Source organism: Paenibacillus gorillae (assembly GCF_000513275.1).
In the GTDB taxonomy this organism is placed as follows: domain Bacteria; phylum Bacillota; class Bacilli; order Paenibacillales; family Paenibacillaceae; genus Pristimantibacillus; species Pristimantibacillus gorillae.
On the sequence record NZ_CBVJ010000075.1, the window covers coordinates 92,047 to 109,390 of the forward strand.

The window sequence follows — 17,344 nt, forward strand, 5'->3', positions numbered from 1 at the left end:
ACCTGCCGCTTCCCCATTATTACCCTCCAGTGTACTAGACCGATTCGGAAAGAACAATTACGGTATTGTGACAGTTGCTTCAACGAAATTCAGCCATTTTTATCCATTCTATGCTACAATGAGACGAGCATTTTTAAACGTATAGCATGAGGAGCACTAGCAAATAGAAAGGGAGTATTTGCCTTGCATCAGCGAATATCGAAGAAACAGAAGGCATCGCAGCAGGCGGGGCCGGTCATTCAGAAAAAAACTTCTTCAAGCGGGGCAGCTGTCCCTATGCCCTCCTCCCGGATCGCCCAGCTTCAACAGACGGCTGGCAACCGCGCCGTTGCACAGCTGCTGCAAACTCAGGACTCCGAATCGGCGACTCCGCAAGCGAGTCCTAACCGGACAGGCTTGCCGGATCAGTTGAAATCAGGCGTGGAGCAGCTCTCCGGCATGTCTATGGACGATGTCAAGGTTCACTATAACTCTTCCAAGCCTTCGCAGCTCAACGCACTGGCTTACGCCCAGGGCAGCCAGATCCATGTCGGTCCGGGCCAAGAGAAGCACTTGCCTCATGAGGCTTGGCATGTTGTCCAGCAGAAGCAAGGGCGGGTAAAGCCCACTACCCAAATGGGCGATGTTGATGTGAACGATAATCCGTCTCTCGAAGGCGAAGCAGACCGCATGGGCGCATCAGCCGCAAGAAGCGGAACTGGCGTCTCTTCAAAAGAGCTCGCCGATGTCCCTGCCCCGTCCGGCTCCGCTCAGCTGTTCACCGGAGCGAACGAGGACAACCTTGACCGGTTAAAAAAATCACGCACAGCATCGGGCAACGACAATATGCAGCTGGATCATTCCGTCTCGCAGGACATGATGAAAAAGCTGGCGGCAACTGCAGCCAGTATTGGTGAGATGGTACAACCCAGTGCTACTCAATATGTACTGACAAAAGCCGCATACACAAAGTTCAGCGATGCAGCCAAGCCCGAGGAAGGGGAAAGCGGGTTGAAAAACACGCTGCTGAATTTGAAAAAACAATATAACCCCCGGTTACCAGCTTACAACTGGCAACCCGGGCTCCGGCTTCGATCCGCAAATGGTGATGAGCGGCAACAAATCCGTGCAAACCCAGCGAAGCGCATCCATCCTGGAACTTGACACTCAGATCCGCAAGCTCGCATTGCTGCCGGTGTTGAATCATCAAGAAGCCATCGACAGCTATGACGAAGGGCTGGATACCACCATTGCAACCGTACTGGAAGCGATCGCTGACTGCTTGACCGAAATCCAAAAGGGAGCCGCACCTGTATTTGATCCCGCCATCTGGTACAGTTACAAGCCGGATGAGGATACGGCTGAAAAGAAAGTCAAACGGGTGTCTGCTGAATGGCTGGACGCCAAGCCCGCCGAGCTCGGCCGGGACAAAGGCAATTATCCACCAAACCTGGCGCCGGTAACCTTTGACTGGGATATTACGGTTCCCATCTTTACCAAAAGAAAAATAGAAAAACAGAAAAAAAATAAACAGGCAGTCGACATCGATCACCGGGTAAGAACCGTATCCGTATCCGTGTCAATTCCAGTTAAATGCTGGAAGCACATTTATGACCGGCATTTTATCCCAACCTTCGCAGGAAAAATTGAAGCGATCAATACCTTTTGGAAAACCAATCCTTTCACGGCCATTACCCAACAGCTCATTCAACCGGAAATTGATATGCTGATCGATAGAAAATTGGATTTGCCGTTCGTAGACAACAGTATCAACAGTGAAAAATCGATAATGATCAACGAGTATGTCAATATGCTGTTTTTCCAAGGAACAATTGATCCCTTTGTTGATGACGACGACGAGCTTTCCTTGGCGATCGAGCTGAAATCCATCGCTCCCCAGGATTCGGGACTGGGATACGGAATCACGCCTTCTCTGCTGCAAGCCTGATTAGCCCTGCCTTCATCAGCTGTATAAGATTGTCCCGTTGCGTAAATGATGAGAAGAACATGCGGATGAAGGAGGAGTGGCGGCATGCTGGACAGCAGCTTCAAAATCGCCGAACTAGGCGACCGGGCGGATGCGCTTGAAGCGATTCGCAAGCTGGAGCAGAAGTTAACCGAGCAGTTTGGTTCCCCGATCTCTTTAATTGCGTACGAATCGGAGACCGATGAGCCTTAACGAAAACAGCCTTCAAATCCGCAGCACGTTGCGAATTTGAAGGCTGTTTTATTTGGAGTGATCCAGTACTTCTATTCGAATGCCCGCCTTAATCAAAGCTTTGCGAATCCGTGAGGCAAATTGTACAGCATGGGGACCGTCGCCGTGCAGGCATATCGTATCTGCCTGAACCGGGGCCCTTTCTCCATCAACGGTTATGGCGTAACCGTTCTTCACCATGGCAACCGCATGGGCAGCGGCCTGCTCCTCATCCGCTATGAGCGCACCGGGTTTGTTCCGGGCCATCAGGCTGCCGTCCCGTTCATAAGCGCGATCCGCGAACACCTCCGAAGCGACAGCCAGTCCTTCCCGCCGCGCTGCTTCCAGCAGCAGACTGCCTGACTGTCCATATACCGTAAGCGCATCCCCTGTCGCCGCAGCTGCCCTGACAATCGCCTCGGCAATGGCAGAATTGCTGTTCGCCATATGGTACAACGCGCCATGCGGCTTGACATGCTGCAGCCTTCCTCCTGCTGCACGCACAAAGGCAGAGAGAGCACCGATCTGATAAACAGTAAAATCATAGGCTTCCTCTGGCGTTATCGCCATTTCCCTTCTTCCGAAGCCAAGGCGGTCAGGCAATCCGGGATGGGCGCCAATTGCTGCTCCGGCTGCAAGCGACTGCTCAACTGCCCGGCGCATCGTATGCGGATCGCCTGCATGGAAGCCGCAAGCAATGTTCACGCTGGTAACGTATTGCAGTAATTCGGCATCCTGGCCGAAAGTATACGCTCCGTACCCTTCACCAAAATCACAATTCAAATCGACGGTCTTTCCGCTCTCTTTCATTACCGTTTCCCTCCTTCTCTACTCAGTTGCGGGGCAGCCGGCTGCGAATGCTAGCCGTAAGCAGCTTCAGCTCCCGCTCGACCTCCAGGTCCAGCAGTTGCGCTTCTTCAAGCGTAATGCGCTTGAAGGTCAGCCAATCGCCGGGGCGTGCTTGCGCCAACAGCGGCATGTCAGCAGTAGCGACATGCGCGATTTTCGGATAGCCGCCGGTCGTCTGGCAGTCGGCAGCCAGTACGATCGGCGCACCTCCCTGCGGCACCTGAACGGTGCCGGGCGTTACCCCGTGCGACAGCAGCTCCGCACGGACTGTTCTCTCCAGCGGGGTGCCCTCCAGTCGGCACCCCATCCGGTTCGATGCGGGAGCGACGCGATACCGCTCCCGGAAGAACAGCTCTCGGGCAGCTTCGCTAAACTGCCCGTATTCACTGCCCGGCATCGCGCGCAGCACGATGCCGTCTTCACTTGCTCCGCCGCCGTATACACTCGGCTGCGCAAACCAGGAGGCAGCCGCCCAATTCCGGCTGCCTGCCTTCTCCGCCAGTGCCGCTGCCCAAGCCGCGGCCCAGCGTGAAAGCTCCGCGCCGCCTTGCATCGGCACGCGATCGCCTGCGGCAAGGCGGCGGCCAATACTCGCCCGCCTTGCTTCCAAGCCCCCGGCCGCCGCTACATATGCGCGGCAGCCGCTGCTTGCATGACCGAAGCGGAGCACTGCCCCGCTCCGCACCCATAGCGGCCGCCACATCGGCAGCTCCTCGCCATCTATCGTTGGCGACATTGGCGCTCCGCAGATGGCGATTAGTTGATCAGCGCCAAATACAAGCTCCGGCCCGGCTAATGTCAGCTCCAAGCCCGCTGCAGAAGGCTCATTGCCTGCCAGCAGATTGGCCACTCGCAGCGCATACCGGTCCATCGCGCCTCCCGCTGGAATTCCGTAAGCACGAAGACCCGCTTCTCCCGTATGCTGTATAGCCGTCCACATGCCTGGGCGCTTTATCGACACAAAAGGCGCTTGTATGCCTCCATCGGGTCCGAGTTGCTTCTCGGCGATCAAACTACCGGCAGCAGCCGCCTCATCTTCCTCTTCCAGCCGGTCTACCGGCACAAAATGAACATGGTCACCGGCCTTCAGTAAGACCGGAGGCTCCCGGTCGATATCGTACAGCTTGACCGATGTGCGTCCGATTAACTGCCATCCGCCAGGCGTTGATTGCGGATAAATGCCCGTCTGCCCGCCGGCAATGCCTACAGAACCGGCAGGGACAGCTGCCCTCGGCACTGCTTTTCTTGGCTGTGTCAGCTCCTCCGGCAGTCCGCTCAAATAAGGAAAACCCGGCATAAAACCGATCATCGCCACTGTATATGGGGCTGCTGCATGGTGTTCAATAAATTGTCGCGCCGACAAACCCGATCTTTCCGCTGCTTCTTCCAAATCCGGCCCATACTCGCCACCATAGCATACCGGGATTTGAATTGCTTGCAACGGCTGCTCACGATCCCAATCATCCTTGCCTGTCCGGCTGCCAATAAGTTCACTCAGCAGCCGCTCAGCCATTTGATAAGCTGATTCCTCATCAAGCTGGTTTGCCATTGCCAGAAGCCTTAATGGATCATAAATGACCGTTAACGTGTCATAAGCCGGAACGGCATCGACGATCCACGAAGACGCTTCTCGCTCCACTATCGCGGCAGCAGCAGCCATTGCGCGCCATCCCTCCGTGCCTTTATTTTGCGCCAATCGCAGTACGATCGCACGGTCGCCTAACGGCAACAATTCAAACTGCATGGCTCACACCTCCGCTGCTTCATATCTATTATCATTCTAAAAGAAACGAGCGGCCGCCGCTACTGCTTCCCGAACAACAAAAAAAGCGATAACGGCGTTATCGCTCCAGCACTCCAATAGGCTCTCTTCCTATGTTAAACGTGAAACAAAATGCAAAAGTGCATGCTGATTGGTGTCAAAAGCTCCATATGAGCGTTCAAAATGTAAAAGTACATTTGAAATCGCCTCATTTTACTCCATAGAGCCTATTTGGGCTAATCAAACTGCATATTTGCATTTTGACACGATAAACCACCGAAAATCCGGCTTACAAACTGCAGATTTACATTTTGATTCGTTTTTGGCATAGAGTTGCGTTTGGTTCATTCTCGATACAATCTTGCTGTTTAGTTCATTCTCCTTACAGTCTTGCCATTTGGCTCGTTTTACGTACAGTCTTTCCGAATTGTTTCGTTCTCGGTAAATTTTGCCGATTGGTTTGTTCTCGATAAAGTTTAACCGATTTTGCCGTTTGGTTCGTCCTTGATACAGTCTTGCTAAGATTTTGTCTACAGTTTGGCGACAACGCCTCACAGAGGCGTTAATCCTCCCCCTGAACTCACCTCATTACTGTACATAACGATTAATCGTCTCCACCAGCAAATCATTCAGCAGCTTCACTTCGTATTCGCCCGCAGCCGGCTCAAGATGTTCCCCGCCGATGCCGCTGTCATCCGTCAAAAACAAATAAGTGCCGCCTGTAGATACCGCCATAAACCGCATCAAATACTCCGTCTGCACATCTGTGCCGCTCGACACGACCGGTATGATTCGGATGCCTTGCAAAGCCGCTTCGCCAATAAGCTCATGCAGCTCATCCATAATTTGCTGTTCATGATGCGGAGGGGCGTCCAATACGAGGAACATTAAACGTGCTCTAGCCTCGTCTCTCCAGTCATGCTCGCGCACCGCGTCACGCAGCGCTTGTTCCACTGCCTCTGGATAATCGCCGCCGCCCTTCGCTTTTTGCGAAGCAATTTGCCCGATCGCCTTGTCGATATTGTTCGTGAACGGGTATGGCTTTACAACGTAATCGTCATGAATGTCACGGTAAAAGTTGGTGCTAATGCGAATCGCCAGCTGATTGGCATGCTCCTGTCCTACCCGGCCAACCACATCCTTCAGCTCGGCCGCCAAATAATCAAGCTCATCCTGCATCGAGCCAGTCGAATCGATTACGAACATAATGTCCAAGTTATTGGACTTTTCCGGCTCCCCGTCCAGACTAACCTTCAGCGAGCCCTGCTCGGACAATCGGATATTTTTCATTTTTTTGCTTAAGTTGCCATGGCTGACCTCAACCTCATATAGACCGTCGTTATTGGCGTAGCTGTCGACAGCCCTGTTGTTACCGGCAGCTTTTTTGTCCTCCATGCGTTTGCGGCTTTCACTTCGTCCGCCATCGAATAGACCGGCAAACACATAGGCTTTGCCTGCCGCATTCGTTTTGGCCGTCCATTCTGTACGCTGTTGTCCCTTCAAACGAACGGTCGCATCAGCTACCGCCCGGCCGCTCGCGGTCACTTCGACTTCAAGGCGGTCGAACGCACGGAAACGCCAATAGTTCCGGTTCTCATCGCCTTCTCGGCTGTTCAACAAATTACCGAACGGCCCCCATGCGGCAAGATCATCCCATTCCCCCGCCGTAAGCTGGCCCGCCTGCACCTGCACGTCATTCGGATTCGATCCGCGGCGTCTCTCTTCACTACGGTCCCTTTCCGGCTTGGGCTCGGAAGCCGCCGCATCGTCAAAAGCCTCCTTGCGCGTGGAAGATGATTCCTCGCCCTTATATGCCGTCGGCGAATCCGCTCCTTTATTGCGCCCAGCGGAATCTGAGGCATTATTATCGCTGGAGCAGGCCGACATGAGAATAAGCATCGCAGCAAGCAGCGCAAAGCTGATGGCCTTTCGATGCCTCCAAACGGTATAGACAGCAGAAATGAACATTTTTTTCTACCCCCTCTATCTTTTCCCATATTAACGAAGAAGGGCTGTCAATTGTTGCATTAAACAATCCCTCGCATTAAAATCGAATCAGGCATTGGAGGTTAGCGAAGATGGAGACTATTGATTTAGCAGCAGTTACGATTGAATTTGAACAGCGTACGGAAGAACTTTCTTTTACAAGCGCTGAACTCGTAATCGTATCCGATTACGGATCCCGGCTCTGGTATGCGAATGTAGACGGAATTACTGACAGTGAGCTGCTCGGCTGGTTTGGCCAAAGCGAAAATATTCAAGTTTATTTACGGGCAACAGCCCGGGACGGACGAAGCTTTGAGGGCATCGCCTATTTGCATCCGAATGAGCAGCATCACGCTGCTGCGATACGCGGAGACGGCTTGCTGCAGGAAGGATAACGTCATGAAATAGTACAACTAATAACCTGAAAGAAGGATGATGAGCTGCATGGCAATTACAGCAAGAATGATTAGTAACGACGAGGACCGGTCTGCCGCGTTTCAAATCCGGAAGCAGGTTTTTGTTGATGAGCAAGGTGTAGATGCGGACAAAGAATACGATGAATTTGATGAAATCGGCTCGGCGGCCCATCATGTATTAGTGCTCCTTGATGGACAACCTGCTGCTACAGGCCGGGTAAGACCCGTAAATGGAGTCGCCAAACTCGAGCGGATCTGCGTACTTGCCTCCTCTAGGGGACATGGCCTTGGCAAATCCATTACTGAGGCATTGGAAGCGGAAGCAAAGGAAATGGGGCTGACACAAGCGAAGCTGAATGGCCAGACGCATGCGGAAGCCTTCTATGCCAGACTGGGATATGAGACCGTCTCGGATATTTTCATGGAAGAAGGCATTCCCCACGTTACGATGATCAAATCGTTGATCTAACAGCAAAAAGCTCCTCCGCCTCTTGCAGCAGCAAGCGGGCGGGGGAGCTTTTTCATATTCGTCTATTTCACTTTATACGGCAATTACTTGCTATGCGCAATTTCCGGCGTCGTCAGACGATCGTAGAACTCTACGAATTTGTCTTTGTCTTCGGAATCACGCAGCGCCATAGCGGAACGCGGGTGCTCGTCCAAAATGCCCGTAATCATGTACGGAATGATGTAGCCCCACTCTTCTTTCTCACGAAGCGGAATCATGTATTTCTCGATCATGTCGAGAACAGGACGCACATTGTATTTCGGGTTTTTCAGATCAGCAACAAGCAGCTCCGTGTTGCAGTTGCCTGCAGCGCGGCCCATGCCGTATACGGAAGCGTCAAGCAGCTCAACGCCATTCTCCGCAGCGATCAGCGTGTTGGCAAAAGCAAGCTGCATGTTGTTGTGCGTATGAACGCCAAGGCGTTTGTTCGGCAGATGCGTGCGGAACTTGTCCACCAGGTAGCTGAAATCATTAGGCTTCAGGCTGCCGTAGGAGTCTACGATGTAGACAACGTCAACGACGCTTGCTGCAATCAGCTCGAAAGCTTCAAGCAGTTGATTGTCCATTACGTTGGAAAGCGCCATAATGTTAAGCGTCGTTTCATAACCTCTGTCATGGAACACTTTAACCAATTCGAGCGCCTTGTCTACATCTTGAATGTAGCAAGCAACGCGAATAAGGTCCAGCAGGCTTTCGCTGCGCGGCAGGATGTCATTCTCGTCAACGCGGCCGATATCAACCAGTGCGGACAGCTTCGTGTTGCCTTTGTTCGGAATAACTTCCTTCAGGAAGTTGTCATCCAGAAAACGCCAAGGGCCTGCCGATTCGGCACCCTTCAGCAGCTTAGGCGAGTTTTTGTAGCCGATTTCCATATAATCGACGCCTGCTTCATTCAACGAAGCGTACAAATGTTGAACGAACTCAACGCTGAAATCCCAATTGTTAACAAGTCCGCCGTCGCGAACCGTGCAATCTACAATCTTACAATGGCTAGTTTTCGAATTCATTCGCTTACTCCTTCTCGTCCTGGATCTCAATGGCTTTTAACACCCATCATACTTGAAAAAAACAATAACGCAAAATAATTTTGTCGTATTTTGGTCTCAATCCCGCCTGCTACTTCGATTCCAGCTGGGATCTTGCATCCGCTTGAAAGCGCTCGTGGAACCGCTGTACGGCTGCGATTTTGGTCTGCATGCCTTCCTTATTCTCATACACACGTCCCCCCGTTCCGGCAAGCACCTCAAGAAAACGCTTGACCGTTTCAGCCGTTACCGTATTTGGATGGTCACGCTGCAGCTTCTCATAGCTGGCTTTGGTTTCCGGCTTCAGTTTGTAGGTTTCGTAATCAAATATAGGCGTATTATTCAGCCCGTAAATATACATTGGCAAATAACTATCCGTATAGAGCTGCAGCACCTCAGCCCGCTCAGGGGAATCCGGGTAGTCTGAGACGAAGCTTTCCGCCATTACGGCCCGTTCTGCAAGGTCGTCCCATGAAATAACCAATCCGGCGTCCTTGGCTGCAGGCTTGCTCGATTCCACCGCTTTCAGCGCCACATATTGCTTCAAGGCATCTGATAAAAAAGCACTGAACTTCTGCTGCATGGCATAATCGACAATCGGGAAAATCGTTCCTTCCGCCTGCTCCAGCCGATAGCCGCCGGACAGCTTCGTCACGACAAGCTGTCTTACAGCTTTATCTTCAAAGGAAGCGGCGTTTGCTGCCGTAATCGGCTGTTCGCCCGCAAGTAAAATCTCCTGCACATTCGGCTGGTAAAACTGGTCCTGTGTACGGGTAAGATCTGTCTGATAGAACGCATTTAATTCACGGATCATAATATCCGCGTTTGATTGGCCGGCTTTGCCCATATTTTCATTCAAAAAGGAGACGATATCGGCCGCTTCCTTGGCCTGCTTAACTGTAGCACGAAATTTGTTGAGCAGGTCATCCTGCCCCTCTCCCTCCTTCTTCGAAGCGGCTTCTTTGGTTTCCCCACCCTGCTGGAGTCCGTTATTCTCCTCTTTCTTTCCGCATGCCGCGGTTAATGCGATGATTACAACTGCTATAGTGATCAAAGCTGCAAGCCGGTAAGTAAATCCGGCGCTTTGTCGTTTGCCCATCGTCCACCCAACCTTCCGTCTTCCTAGTGTATGCCAAGTTGAACATAACCATTAGACGAATTAGTTGTTAGGAAGTTTCGCTGCCAAATGGCCGAAACAACAAAAAAACCGGGGAATCCCCGGTTTTTACTCACTTATTGGCTAAAATTCGCTCGAAATGGCCGGATTTAGCAATTTTTGTGGATAAATACTTCTCATTATACACGGTCGCCTCGCCCCACAGCGGCAGACGAGAGCTAATATTCATTCCGGCTTTGCGCATGGCATCCACCTTGCGGGGGTTGTTCGTAATAAGAGAAACAGGCGCCTCGCGCAAAAGCTTCAGCACCGCAATCGCCTCATCGTAGTTTCGGGAATCATCCGCGAAACCGAGCGCAACGTTGGCTTCTACCGTATCGAGCCCTTCCTCTTGAAGCAAATAAGCCATTGCTTTGCTGAACAGTCCGATGCCCCGGCCCTCATGATTCGCCAGATAGAAGAGCGCTCCAGCGCCATGCTCGGTAATCATACGCATCGACTGCTTCAACTGAAAGCCGCAATCGCAGCGCTGGCTGCCGAATATATCGCCGGTATGGCAGATGCTATGCATCCGGATCAGCGCTTCCGAACTATGCTCGAAATCGCCGTATACGAGTACACTGGATTGCTGCAAATCGGCATAATGAAAATCCTTCAAGCTGCCGATAAGCTCTTCAGCCGTTTCAGTGCTGCCGTTCTCGCGCTTCTCCTTGCGGAGCCAGCTGTACCATTGAAACACTTTAGTCTGACCGTCAAGCTCTACTGGCAGTTGAATCGGGCCCACTACGTGCAAATCATAAGCCGGGCCTTCGATCGATCGAATTTTATTCTTCAACACTGAAATGATGTCTTGTTTGTTCATTGATTGCACCTTCTTAGCCGTATAAAGTTTAGAATTGGAATGAAAGATAGCTTAACGTACCCATCTCGTAGCTTCTATGGATAATGGTCGGCGCAGTATCCGGTTGACCGGCGCCCAGCGCAATATAAAACGGTACAAAATGTTCGGCACGCGGAACCGCAGCTTTCGCATTCGGCGCGAGGCTCTCGTAACGAAACAGATCTTCGAGCGCATGCTGCTCCAGCTTTCCGATCAGCCAGTCATCAAATTGAACGGCCCAAGGCTCCGCTTCCTTCTGACCCCATCTGAGCGCCCGCAGGTTGTGTACAGTCACACCGCTGCCGATTAATAATATGTTGCGTCCGGCCAATTCGCGCAGTGCTTTGCCTATGCGATACTGTTCTTCTGCAGGTAAATATGGATTGACGGATACTTGCACGACCGGAATATGAGCTTTCGGAAACATTTTAGACAAAATCGTCCAGGAGCCGTGATCCAGACCACGCTCTGTGTCGAATCCGGAAGGTATACCTTCCGTCTCCAATAATTGTCTCACAAGCTCTGCAATTTGGGTAGAGCCTTGCGCATTGTATTTCACTTGGTACAATTCATCCGGAAATCCGTGAAAATCATAGATCGTATCATATATATCGTCTTTTGAGCTGATGGTTGTAACATCTGTTTCCCAATGCGCGGTAAATATTACGATCGCATCAGGCTGCAGCTTTGCTCCAGTATCGCGCAGAAAAGCGGTATAATCATTGTCTTGCACAGCCAGCATCGGTGATCCGTGCGCTAAAAATAAAGGCGACATTGAAGTTCCCTCCCTCACATCACTTACTAATAGTAACTAATTATATATTCGAAATTAAGTAACGTCAAGTTATGGACAATATTTAAGTTTGCTTGTATAAAATAGATATTAAAGATATAATAGTGGGACTTAAACGAGGTGATTGAAATGGAGCAATCCGATCTATGTCCACGGTTGCAGAAGGGAATGGACCTTATCGGCAAACGATGGATCGGCTTAATCATTTATCAGCTGTTATCCGGACCTCAACGGTTTTGCACCGTCCAAGCCGCTCTTCCGATCAGTGGAAGGCTGCTGTCCGAACGTTTCAAGGATTTGGAGAATGAAGGCATCGTTGCGAGAATGGTCTATCCTGAAATTCCCGTCCGGATTGAATATTCCTTAACTGACAAGGGACTTGCTCTAGAGCCTATCGTCCGGGAAATTCAAAGATGGTCGCAGGATTGGATTGAAGAGCAGCCGGAGCATAATTGTCCTTAATAAGGCGTCAAGCCGACATATTGCCAGAGCTTCCTGAGTCGCCGCTTTTATCGTGGTGATCATCCAGAAAGCTCTTTTTGTTATGCCTTTATATGCAGCCGCCCTGCGGAATTCCAGCCCTCTGCAGCAAATACCCAGCACTCTCTACCATTCCGGCACATACATATATCCTATCAATATCTGCTAGTGATAGATGCTAGACAGATGAAGGTTGAATGAAAGGAGTCCGAATCCATGCTTATCATCTTCTCAATCATTTGCCTAGCAGGCTTAGCATCGTATCTCTTGCTTAAGCCATCCGCCCCACTGATGAATCCGGCAGAGCAGCCTGTCACCAAATCGGCAGTTCAGTCCGCTATCTACTACGACAGAGAGAGACTCGAGGCCCATCAGCCTTCGGTCGTCGGCGAATAAAGCTACCGGATATTCAGACAGTCAGATCGAAATTGAGGTGATCCTTATTTGTTGCTATCCGCTACTGTCCTATTGACCCTGTTTGCTTTTATCTTTACGATTGTCCTGATTTTATGGCGGCCAAGAGGACTAAATGAAGCGATACCCGCCACATTCGGCGCAATCGTGGTCTTGGCCGGCGGCGCCGTAACCTGGCCCGACCTTCTGCAAATTACGGAGACGATCAGCGGTGCAGCCATTACGATAATGGCAACCATTGTAATGGCTATCGTCCTCGAGAGCTTTGGCTTCTTCGTATGGGCCGCAGAAGGACTTGCTATACGGGCTCGCGGTTCAGGCATCCGGTTATTCTGGTACGTCAACCTCATTTGCTTTCTCATGACCCTCTTCTTCAACAATGACGGCAGCATCCTTATTACAACACCGATACTTCTCATTATGCTCCAGCATCTGGGCCTTAAAAATCATCAAAAGATTCCCTATTTACTATCGGGCGCATTAGTCGCCACTGCATCCAGCGCACCCATCGGCGTCAGCAATATCGTTAATCTAATCGCACTCAAAATCGTTCATATGGATTTGTATATGCATACGATGATGATGTTCGTCCCGGCCACAATCGGCTTGCTGTTTCTCGTTACGCTGCTCTTTCTTTGCTTCTATCGTCAACTGCCAAGAAAAATTCCCCGCACCGTATCGATACGGGGCAGCCATCCCTTAAGCAGATCGCTCCAATCGGAACCAGACCCGCGTTACACAACCCGATTTATGCAATCCATACTCTTATTCGTATTTGCAGTCCGGTTAAGCTTATTCGGAGCATCCTATGTGCATATTCCAATCGAGTGGGTGGCCGTTCTAGGCTCGCTGCTGCTGCTTGGCTGGCGCTGGGTTTATTTGAAAATGCCGCCTAAAGATATTCTGGCAAAAATCCCTTGGCATATTCTTATTTTTGCTTTCGGCATGTACGTCATCATTTACGGCTTGAATAATATCGGGCTCACCGAGAAGCTTGTTTCGATCTTTCAACCGCTGGTGTCAGGTGATTTGATGAGCGCAAGCCTGATGATGGGCGGACTGCTATCCGCAATGTCTACACTGTTCAACAATCACCCGGCATTAATGGTCGGAACGCTCACACTGACGCAGATGGGACTAGATCCCCTTACACTGAAAATCGCCTATTTGGCCAGCGTCATCGGCAGCGATATCGGTTCGCTGCTGCTTCCAATCGGTACGCTCGCTTCCCTCATCTGGATGCACATCCTAAAGCAGTATAAGGTGAAAATCGGATGGAAGGATTACGTGAAAGTAACCGCCCTCGTAATTCCGCCTACTCTAGTATTTACGCTAGTTCTGTTGGCCCTATGGGTAGCCTGGCTTTATCCGGCGCATTAACGATCGGCCATAAGAAAGGAGAGTGCCTATGAGCCTATTTAAAAAATTTATTGGCTGCGAGGTGATGGTCGAGCTAATCGGCTGCGGCAGTCATTCCGGCATGCTTGTTGACGCCGGAGTAGACGCCGTCGTGCTGAAGCAGGAGCATCGCTACAAATATATCGCTGCTGCGCATATTCAATCACTGGAATCTGCCGGCTCCTCTGATACAGAAAAGAAGCTTCCCGATTATTCTGGAGGGTACGCTGCATCCCGGTTATCGTTAATCGAACTGCTACGTCAAGCCAGATCATTACCTTCTCTTATCAAACTGGACCGGCATCAATTTCTTTACGGAACCGTAACAGCCGTCTATGAAGATTACTTTGAATATGAAGCGGTTGGCAACGGCAAGCTGATTGTTCCAACCTGTCATTTGAAATGGATCAGTCTATTAGCGGACGATCAGCATTGGTTTCCTGCAGCTAATCCTGAGTCTCAGCCGACTGCTGATCAGGAGCAGTCACCGCCAACGTACAGCGGGCGGCTGCTTGCCTCGCAAGGCTTCCCCGTCATACTGGATCGTGGCCTCGCTCCCCATAAATACGGAATTTTGCTGCAGTCGGAATTTCCGTTCCTTGAGTTGAAGTCTGCAGACGGCAAAACGATCCATTATAACGCTGAACACATTAAATGCTTCGCCATCATGAAGAAGCCTGCGTCCAATCCGTGACGCAGGCTTCTTCTTCTACATATTCGCGGCTAATCGGCCAAGCCATTTGCCAAATCCTCGATCAGATCCTCACTGTCTTCAATGCCGGCCGAAATGCGAATCAGACCATCGGAGATGCCTAACGCCTCCCGCCGTTCCTTCGGAATGGATGCATGCGTCATCCGGGCGGGAATCGAGATCAGGCTTTCCACAGCGCCAAGACTTTCAGCAAGTGTAAAGTAGCGCAGCTTGCGAATGACGTCAGCCGCCTTCTCTCCGCTGCCGACGTCAAACGCGATCATTCCGCCGAAGCCGCGTGCTTGCCGCCTCGCAAGCTCATGCTGGGGATGGCCTTCCAGTCCCGGATAATGAATCGCTCCGACAGCAGGATGAGCGGACAGCATAGCTGCAAGCTCCTTCGCATTCTGCTCATGAGCCTCCATCCGCAAGCCTAGCGTCTTCATTCCCCGCAGCAGCAGCCAAGAATCTTGAGGGCCAAGCACGCCGCCCGTCGCATTTTGAATAAAATGAAGACGTTCCCCTAGTCCGTTATCGTTAACTACCGCCAGACCTGCGACCACATCGCTATGCCCGCCCAAATATTTGGTTGCCGAATGGACGACGATATCCGCGCCAAGCGGAATCGGATTTTGCCAGTAAGGCGTGCTAAACGTGTTGTCGACGATAAGCAGAAGCCCCCGGGCTTTCGCCCACGCAGCCACGGCAGCGATGTCCGTTAATTTCAGCAGCGGGTTGGTTGGGGTCTCCAGCAGAAGCGCTTTAGTATGAGGACGAACTGCCTCCTCCAGCGCATTCAGATCAGCGGTATCGACGAAGCTCGCTTCGATGCCAAGCCGATTGGTAACTTTAGTCGCAATGCGGTACGTGCCGCCATACACATCGTCGTTCACAAGCAGATGATCGCCGCTGCCCAGCAGCATCAGCACCGCCGTAATCGCCGCCATCCCCGATGCAAAGGCAAATCCTCTCTCGCCCGCCTCCAAATCACGGATCAGCGCCTCCAGCGCATGGCGGGTCGGATTGCCGGTGCGGGAATATTCGTAGCCTTTATGCACGCCGATCTCTTCCTGCTCGTACGTGCTCGTTTGATAGATGGGAACGCTGACTGCGCCGGTATGGGGATCGCCAAAGATACCGCCGTGAATTAGCTCTGTCCGCTTTCTCATTCCGATCCTCCCTCATATATTTTTTTACTCAAATAACGGTCGCTGCCATCCGGGAATATCGTTACAATCCGGCTGCCAGGCTTCGCCCTCTCCGCCTCCAGCAGAGCGGCTTGCATCGCAGCGCCGGAAGAGCTGCCGACAAGAAGCCCCTCCAGCAGAGCAAGCTCCTTCACCCGCAGAAAAGCATCCTCGTCTGAAATGGTGCGCACTTCGTCGAAATAGGCCGTATCCATGAAAGGCGCCAGCTTCTCCACGCCGATGCCTTCGGTTTTATGAGGGCCAGGCTTGCCGCCGCCAAGTATTGATCCTTCCGGCTCAACAATGACCGTTCGAATCTGCGGGTTTTGATCCTTGAAATAAACGGCCGAGCCCATAAAGGTGCCCCCGGAACCGGCTCCCGCCACAAAGATATCAAATTCTCCATTCAAATCCCGCCAAATTTCCGGAGCCAGCGTCTCATAATACGTCGACGGATTGGCCGGATTGGAGAACTGAGCTGGCGAGTAGCTGCCAGGAATTTCTGCGACTAACTGCTCTGCTTTCCGGATCGCGCCAAGTATGCCTTGTTCCGTTGGCGTATTGACGACGATAGCCCCCAGCGCCCTCATTAGCTGCTGCTTCTCGGTGCTGAACTTCTCGGGTACGACGAAAATAACAGAGACGCCCCGGCCGATTGCCGCCAGCGCCAAGCCGATGCCTGTATTGCCCGCTGTCGGCTCAATGACCGTCCCGCCCGGCTTAAGGCTGCCGCTATGGAAGGCCTGTTCCAGCAGCTGCAGGCCAAGACGGTCCTTCACGCTGCCGCCCGGATTCAGAAACTCCAGCTTAGCGAACAGCCTGACATCATTAGGCAGCGGATAGCGGGTAAGCTCGAGGAGCGGCGTGTTGCCGACGATTTGCTGCACATTGCGGTAGTATGCCATTGGACAGCTCCTCCATTAACCGTTTTTCGTCGCGTCGATCAGCCACACATAGCGGTTAAGCCTATTGAAGGTTACGCTGAAGCCATTGCGCTCCAGCATCGCTTGCAGCGCTTCAATCGTCGTATAGTATTCCGTCTGCAGATCATAGAGCAGGTTGTGATAACCCGCCTCCCGGGCTGATGCATGAATAAGCTCACGTTCGTCCGCATCGCGGTAAACGGTGTCTGCGAATACGATTTTTCCGCCGCTGCTCAGAAGCTTGCCATAAAGCGCAATCGCCGCTTCCTTTTCCTCATCAGTCAGATGGTGAAACGCATACGTGCTGACAATGGAATCAACAGGCTCGCCGATGGATGGAAATTGAATAAAATCCCCATCCAGCAGCGTAAAGGAAAGGCCCCGCTTGGCGATTTGCCTGCGCATGCCGGATGAGGGCTCCACTCCGTACACGACCCTGCCGAGCGCAATCAGCTTTTCCGTTAAATTGCCGGTCCCTACACCAAATTCGACGACCGTTCCAAAACTGCGAGAAGCAACCGTCTGTAAAATATGATCATAATGCTCGAATACCTCGCGATACTGCTCGTCATGCCCCGCCACCGTCTGATCGTAATCTTCCGACCAATTATCGAACAACTCGATAAACTCTCTGCCCATCGGCCATCCGAGCTCCTTTCGGGTTCGTTTTCGCCGGCTCGGCTCGCTCAGTCTGCTTCGCCGCGATATGCAATCGGGATGCTTGCATTATCGTATGCCG

General features: G+C 51.8%; 19 protein-coding genes. 9 read left to right on the forward strand and 10 right to left on the reverse strand.

Annotated elements, in window-relative coordinates; all coding sequences use genetic code 11:
* Window positions 1–183 precede the first annotated feature (183 nt).
* The 3 genes from TY10_RS29815 (at window position 184) to TY10_RS31015 (ending at window position 2,158) form a co-directional block, all read left to right on the forward strand.
* Window positions 184–1,143 (forward strand): eCIS core domain-containing protein, encoded by a 960-nt coding sequence (locus TY10_RS29815; protein WP_202903179.1) that lies wholly within the window; start codon window positions 184–186, stop codon window positions 1,141–1,143.
* Window positions 1,106–1,927, forward strand: a complete 822-nt coding sequence (locus TY10_RS12715; protein WP_042163937.1) for a hypothetical protein — start codon at window positions 1,106–1,108, stop codon at window positions 1,925–1,927. Before TY10_RS29815 ends, TY10_RS12715 begins: the two co-directional genes overlap by 38 nt.
* Before the next feature lie 84 nt (window positions 1,928–2,011).
* Complete coding sequence (locus TY10_RS31015) at window positions 2,012–2,158, forward strand: hypothetical protein (RefSeq protein ID WP_202903180.1); 147 nt, start codon at window positions 2,012–2,014, stop codon at window positions 2,156–2,158.
* A gap of 48 nt (window positions 2,159–2,206) precedes the next feature.
* On the opposite strand, the gene TY10_RS12720 is transcribed toward TY10_RS31015, so the two are convergent.
* The 3 genes from TY10_RS12720 to TY10_RS12735 form a co-directional block, all read right to left on the reverse strand.
* Complete coding sequence (locus TY10_RS12720) at window positions 2,207–2,986, reverse strand: LamB/YcsF family protein (protein ID WP_042163939.1); 780 nt, start codon at window positions 2,984–2,986, stop codon at window positions 2,207–2,209.
* Window positions 2,987–3,008: 22 nt separating this feature from the next.
* Window positions 3,009–4,769 (reverse strand): 5-oxoprolinase subunit PxpB, encoded by a 1,761-nt coding sequence (gene pxpB / locus TY10_RS29820; protein WP_081735254.1) that lies wholly within the window; start codon window positions 4,767–4,769, stop codon window positions 3,009–3,011.
* A 606-nt stretch (window positions 4,770–5,375) separates the two neighbouring features.
* The gene (locus TY10_RS12735) at window positions 5,376–6,755 is read right to left on the reverse strand and encodes a VWA domain-containing protein (RefSeq protein WP_052350529.1); all 1,380 of its coding nucleotides are present in this window, start codon (window positions 6,753–6,755) and stop codon (window positions 5,376–5,378) included.
* A gap of 110 nt (window positions 6,756–6,865) precedes the next feature.
* On the opposite strand from TY10_RS12735, the gene TY10_RS12740 reads away from it, so the two are divergent.
* A complete protein-coding gene (locus TY10_RS12740) occupies window positions 6,866–7,168 on the forward strand; it encodes a hypothetical protein (RefSeq protein ID WP_042163943.1) in 303 nt (100 codons plus the stop codon).
* A gap of 49 nt (window positions 7,169–7,217) precedes the next feature.
* On the forward strand, window positions 7,218–7,658 hold the full coding sequence (locus tag TY10_RS12745) for a GNAT family N-acetyltransferase (protein WP_042163945.1): 441 nt from the start codon (window positions 7,218–7,220) through the stop codon (window positions 7,656–7,658).
* Between the two features lie 83 nt (window positions 7,659–7,741).
* Here the strand turns inward: TY10_RS12745 and TY10_RS12750 are convergent, their stop codons facing one another.
* The 4 genes from TY10_RS12750 to TY10_RS12765 all read right to left on the reverse strand — a co-directional run bounded on the left by TY10_RS12750 (window position 7,742) and on the right by TY10_RS12765 (window position 11,494).
* Window positions 7,742–8,704 (reverse strand): aldolase catalytic domain-containing protein, encoded by a 963-nt coding sequence (locus tag TY10_RS12750; RefSeq protein ID WP_042163948.1) that lies wholly within the window; start codon window positions 8,702–8,704, stop codon window positions 7,742–7,744.
* 109 nt (window positions 8,705–8,813) lie between these two features.
* Window positions 8,814–9,821 carry a hypothetical protein gene (locus TY10_RS12755; protein ID WP_042163950.1) on the reverse strand — a complete coding sequence of 336 codons (1,008 nt, stop codon included), beginning with the start codon at window positions 9,819–9,821 and terminating at the stop codon, window positions 8,814–8,816.
* Between the two features lie 130 nt (window positions 9,822–9,951).
* The gene (locus tag TY10_RS12760; RefSeq protein WP_042163952.1) at window positions 9,952–10,701 is read right to left on the reverse strand and encodes a GTP cyclohydrolase II; all 750 of its coding nucleotides are present in this window, start codon (window positions 10,699–10,701) and stop codon (window positions 9,952–9,954) included.
* A 28-nt stretch (window positions 10,702–10,729) separates the two neighbouring features.
* Window positions 10,730–11,494 (reverse strand): DODA-type extradiol aromatic ring-opening family dioxygenase, encoded by a 765-nt coding sequence (locus tag TY10_RS12765; protein WP_042163954.1) that lies wholly within the window; start codon window positions 11,492–11,494, stop codon window positions 10,730–10,732.
* A gap of 147 nt (window positions 11,495–11,641) precedes the next feature.
* Here TY10_RS12765 and TY10_RS12770 point away from each other — a divergent pair, with 147 nt between their 5' ends.
* The 4 genes from TY10_RS12770 (at window position 11,642) to TY10_RS12785 (ending at window position 14,498) form a co-directional block, all read left to right on the forward strand.
* A complete protein-coding gene (locus TY10_RS12770) occupies window positions 11,642–11,974 on the forward strand; it encodes a winged helix-turn-helix transcriptional regulator (protein WP_042163956.1) in 333 nt (110 codons plus the stop codon).
* Window positions 11,975–12,208: 234 nt separating this feature from the next.
* Window positions 12,209–12,388, forward strand: coding sequence for a hypothetical protein (locus TY10_RS12775; RefSeq protein ID WP_042163958.1), 180 nt, complete (start codon window positions 12,209–12,211; stop codon window positions 12,386–12,388).
* 51 nt (window positions 12,389–12,439) lie between these two features.
* Entirely contained in the window at window positions 12,440–13,786 is a 1,347-nt protein-coding gene (locus TY10_RS12780; protein WP_420329402.1) for an arsenic transporter, read from the forward strand.
* Window positions 13,787–13,814: 28 nt separating this feature from the next.
* Window positions 13,815–14,498 carry a hypothetical protein gene (locus TY10_RS12785; RefSeq protein ID WP_042163962.1) on the forward strand — a complete coding sequence of 228 codons (684 nt, stop codon included), beginning with the start codon at window positions 13,815–13,817 and terminating at the stop codon, window positions 14,496–14,498.
* A 29-nt stretch (window positions 14,499–14,527) separates the two neighbouring features.
* On the opposite strand, the gene TY10_RS12790 is transcribed toward TY10_RS12785, so the two are convergent.
* The 3 genes from TY10_RS12790 to TY10_RS12800 are packed head-to-tail and all read right to left on the reverse strand — an operon-like array spanning window position 14,528 to window position 17,244.
* A complete protein-coding gene (locus TY10_RS12790) occupies window positions 14,528–15,664 on the reverse strand; it encodes a bifunctional cystathionine gamma-lyase/homocysteine desulfhydrase (RefSeq protein WP_042163964.1) in 1,137 nt (378 codons plus the stop codon).
* The gene (locus TY10_RS12795) at window positions 15,661–16,587 is read right to left on the reverse strand and encodes a PLP-dependent cysteine synthase family protein (protein ID WP_042163966.1); all 927 of its coding nucleotides are present in this window, start codon (window positions 16,585–16,587) and stop codon (window positions 15,661–15,663) included. The genes TY10_RS12790 and TY10_RS12795 overlap by 4 nt, the downstream gene beginning before the upstream one ends.
* 15 nt (window positions 16,588–16,602) lie before the next feature.
* Window positions 16,603–17,244 (reverse strand): class I SAM-dependent DNA methyltransferase, encoded by a 642-nt coding sequence (locus TY10_RS12800; protein ID WP_042163968.1) that lies wholly within the window; start codon window positions 17,242–17,244, stop codon window positions 16,603–16,605.
* Window positions 17,245–17,344 lie beyond the last annotated feature (100 nt).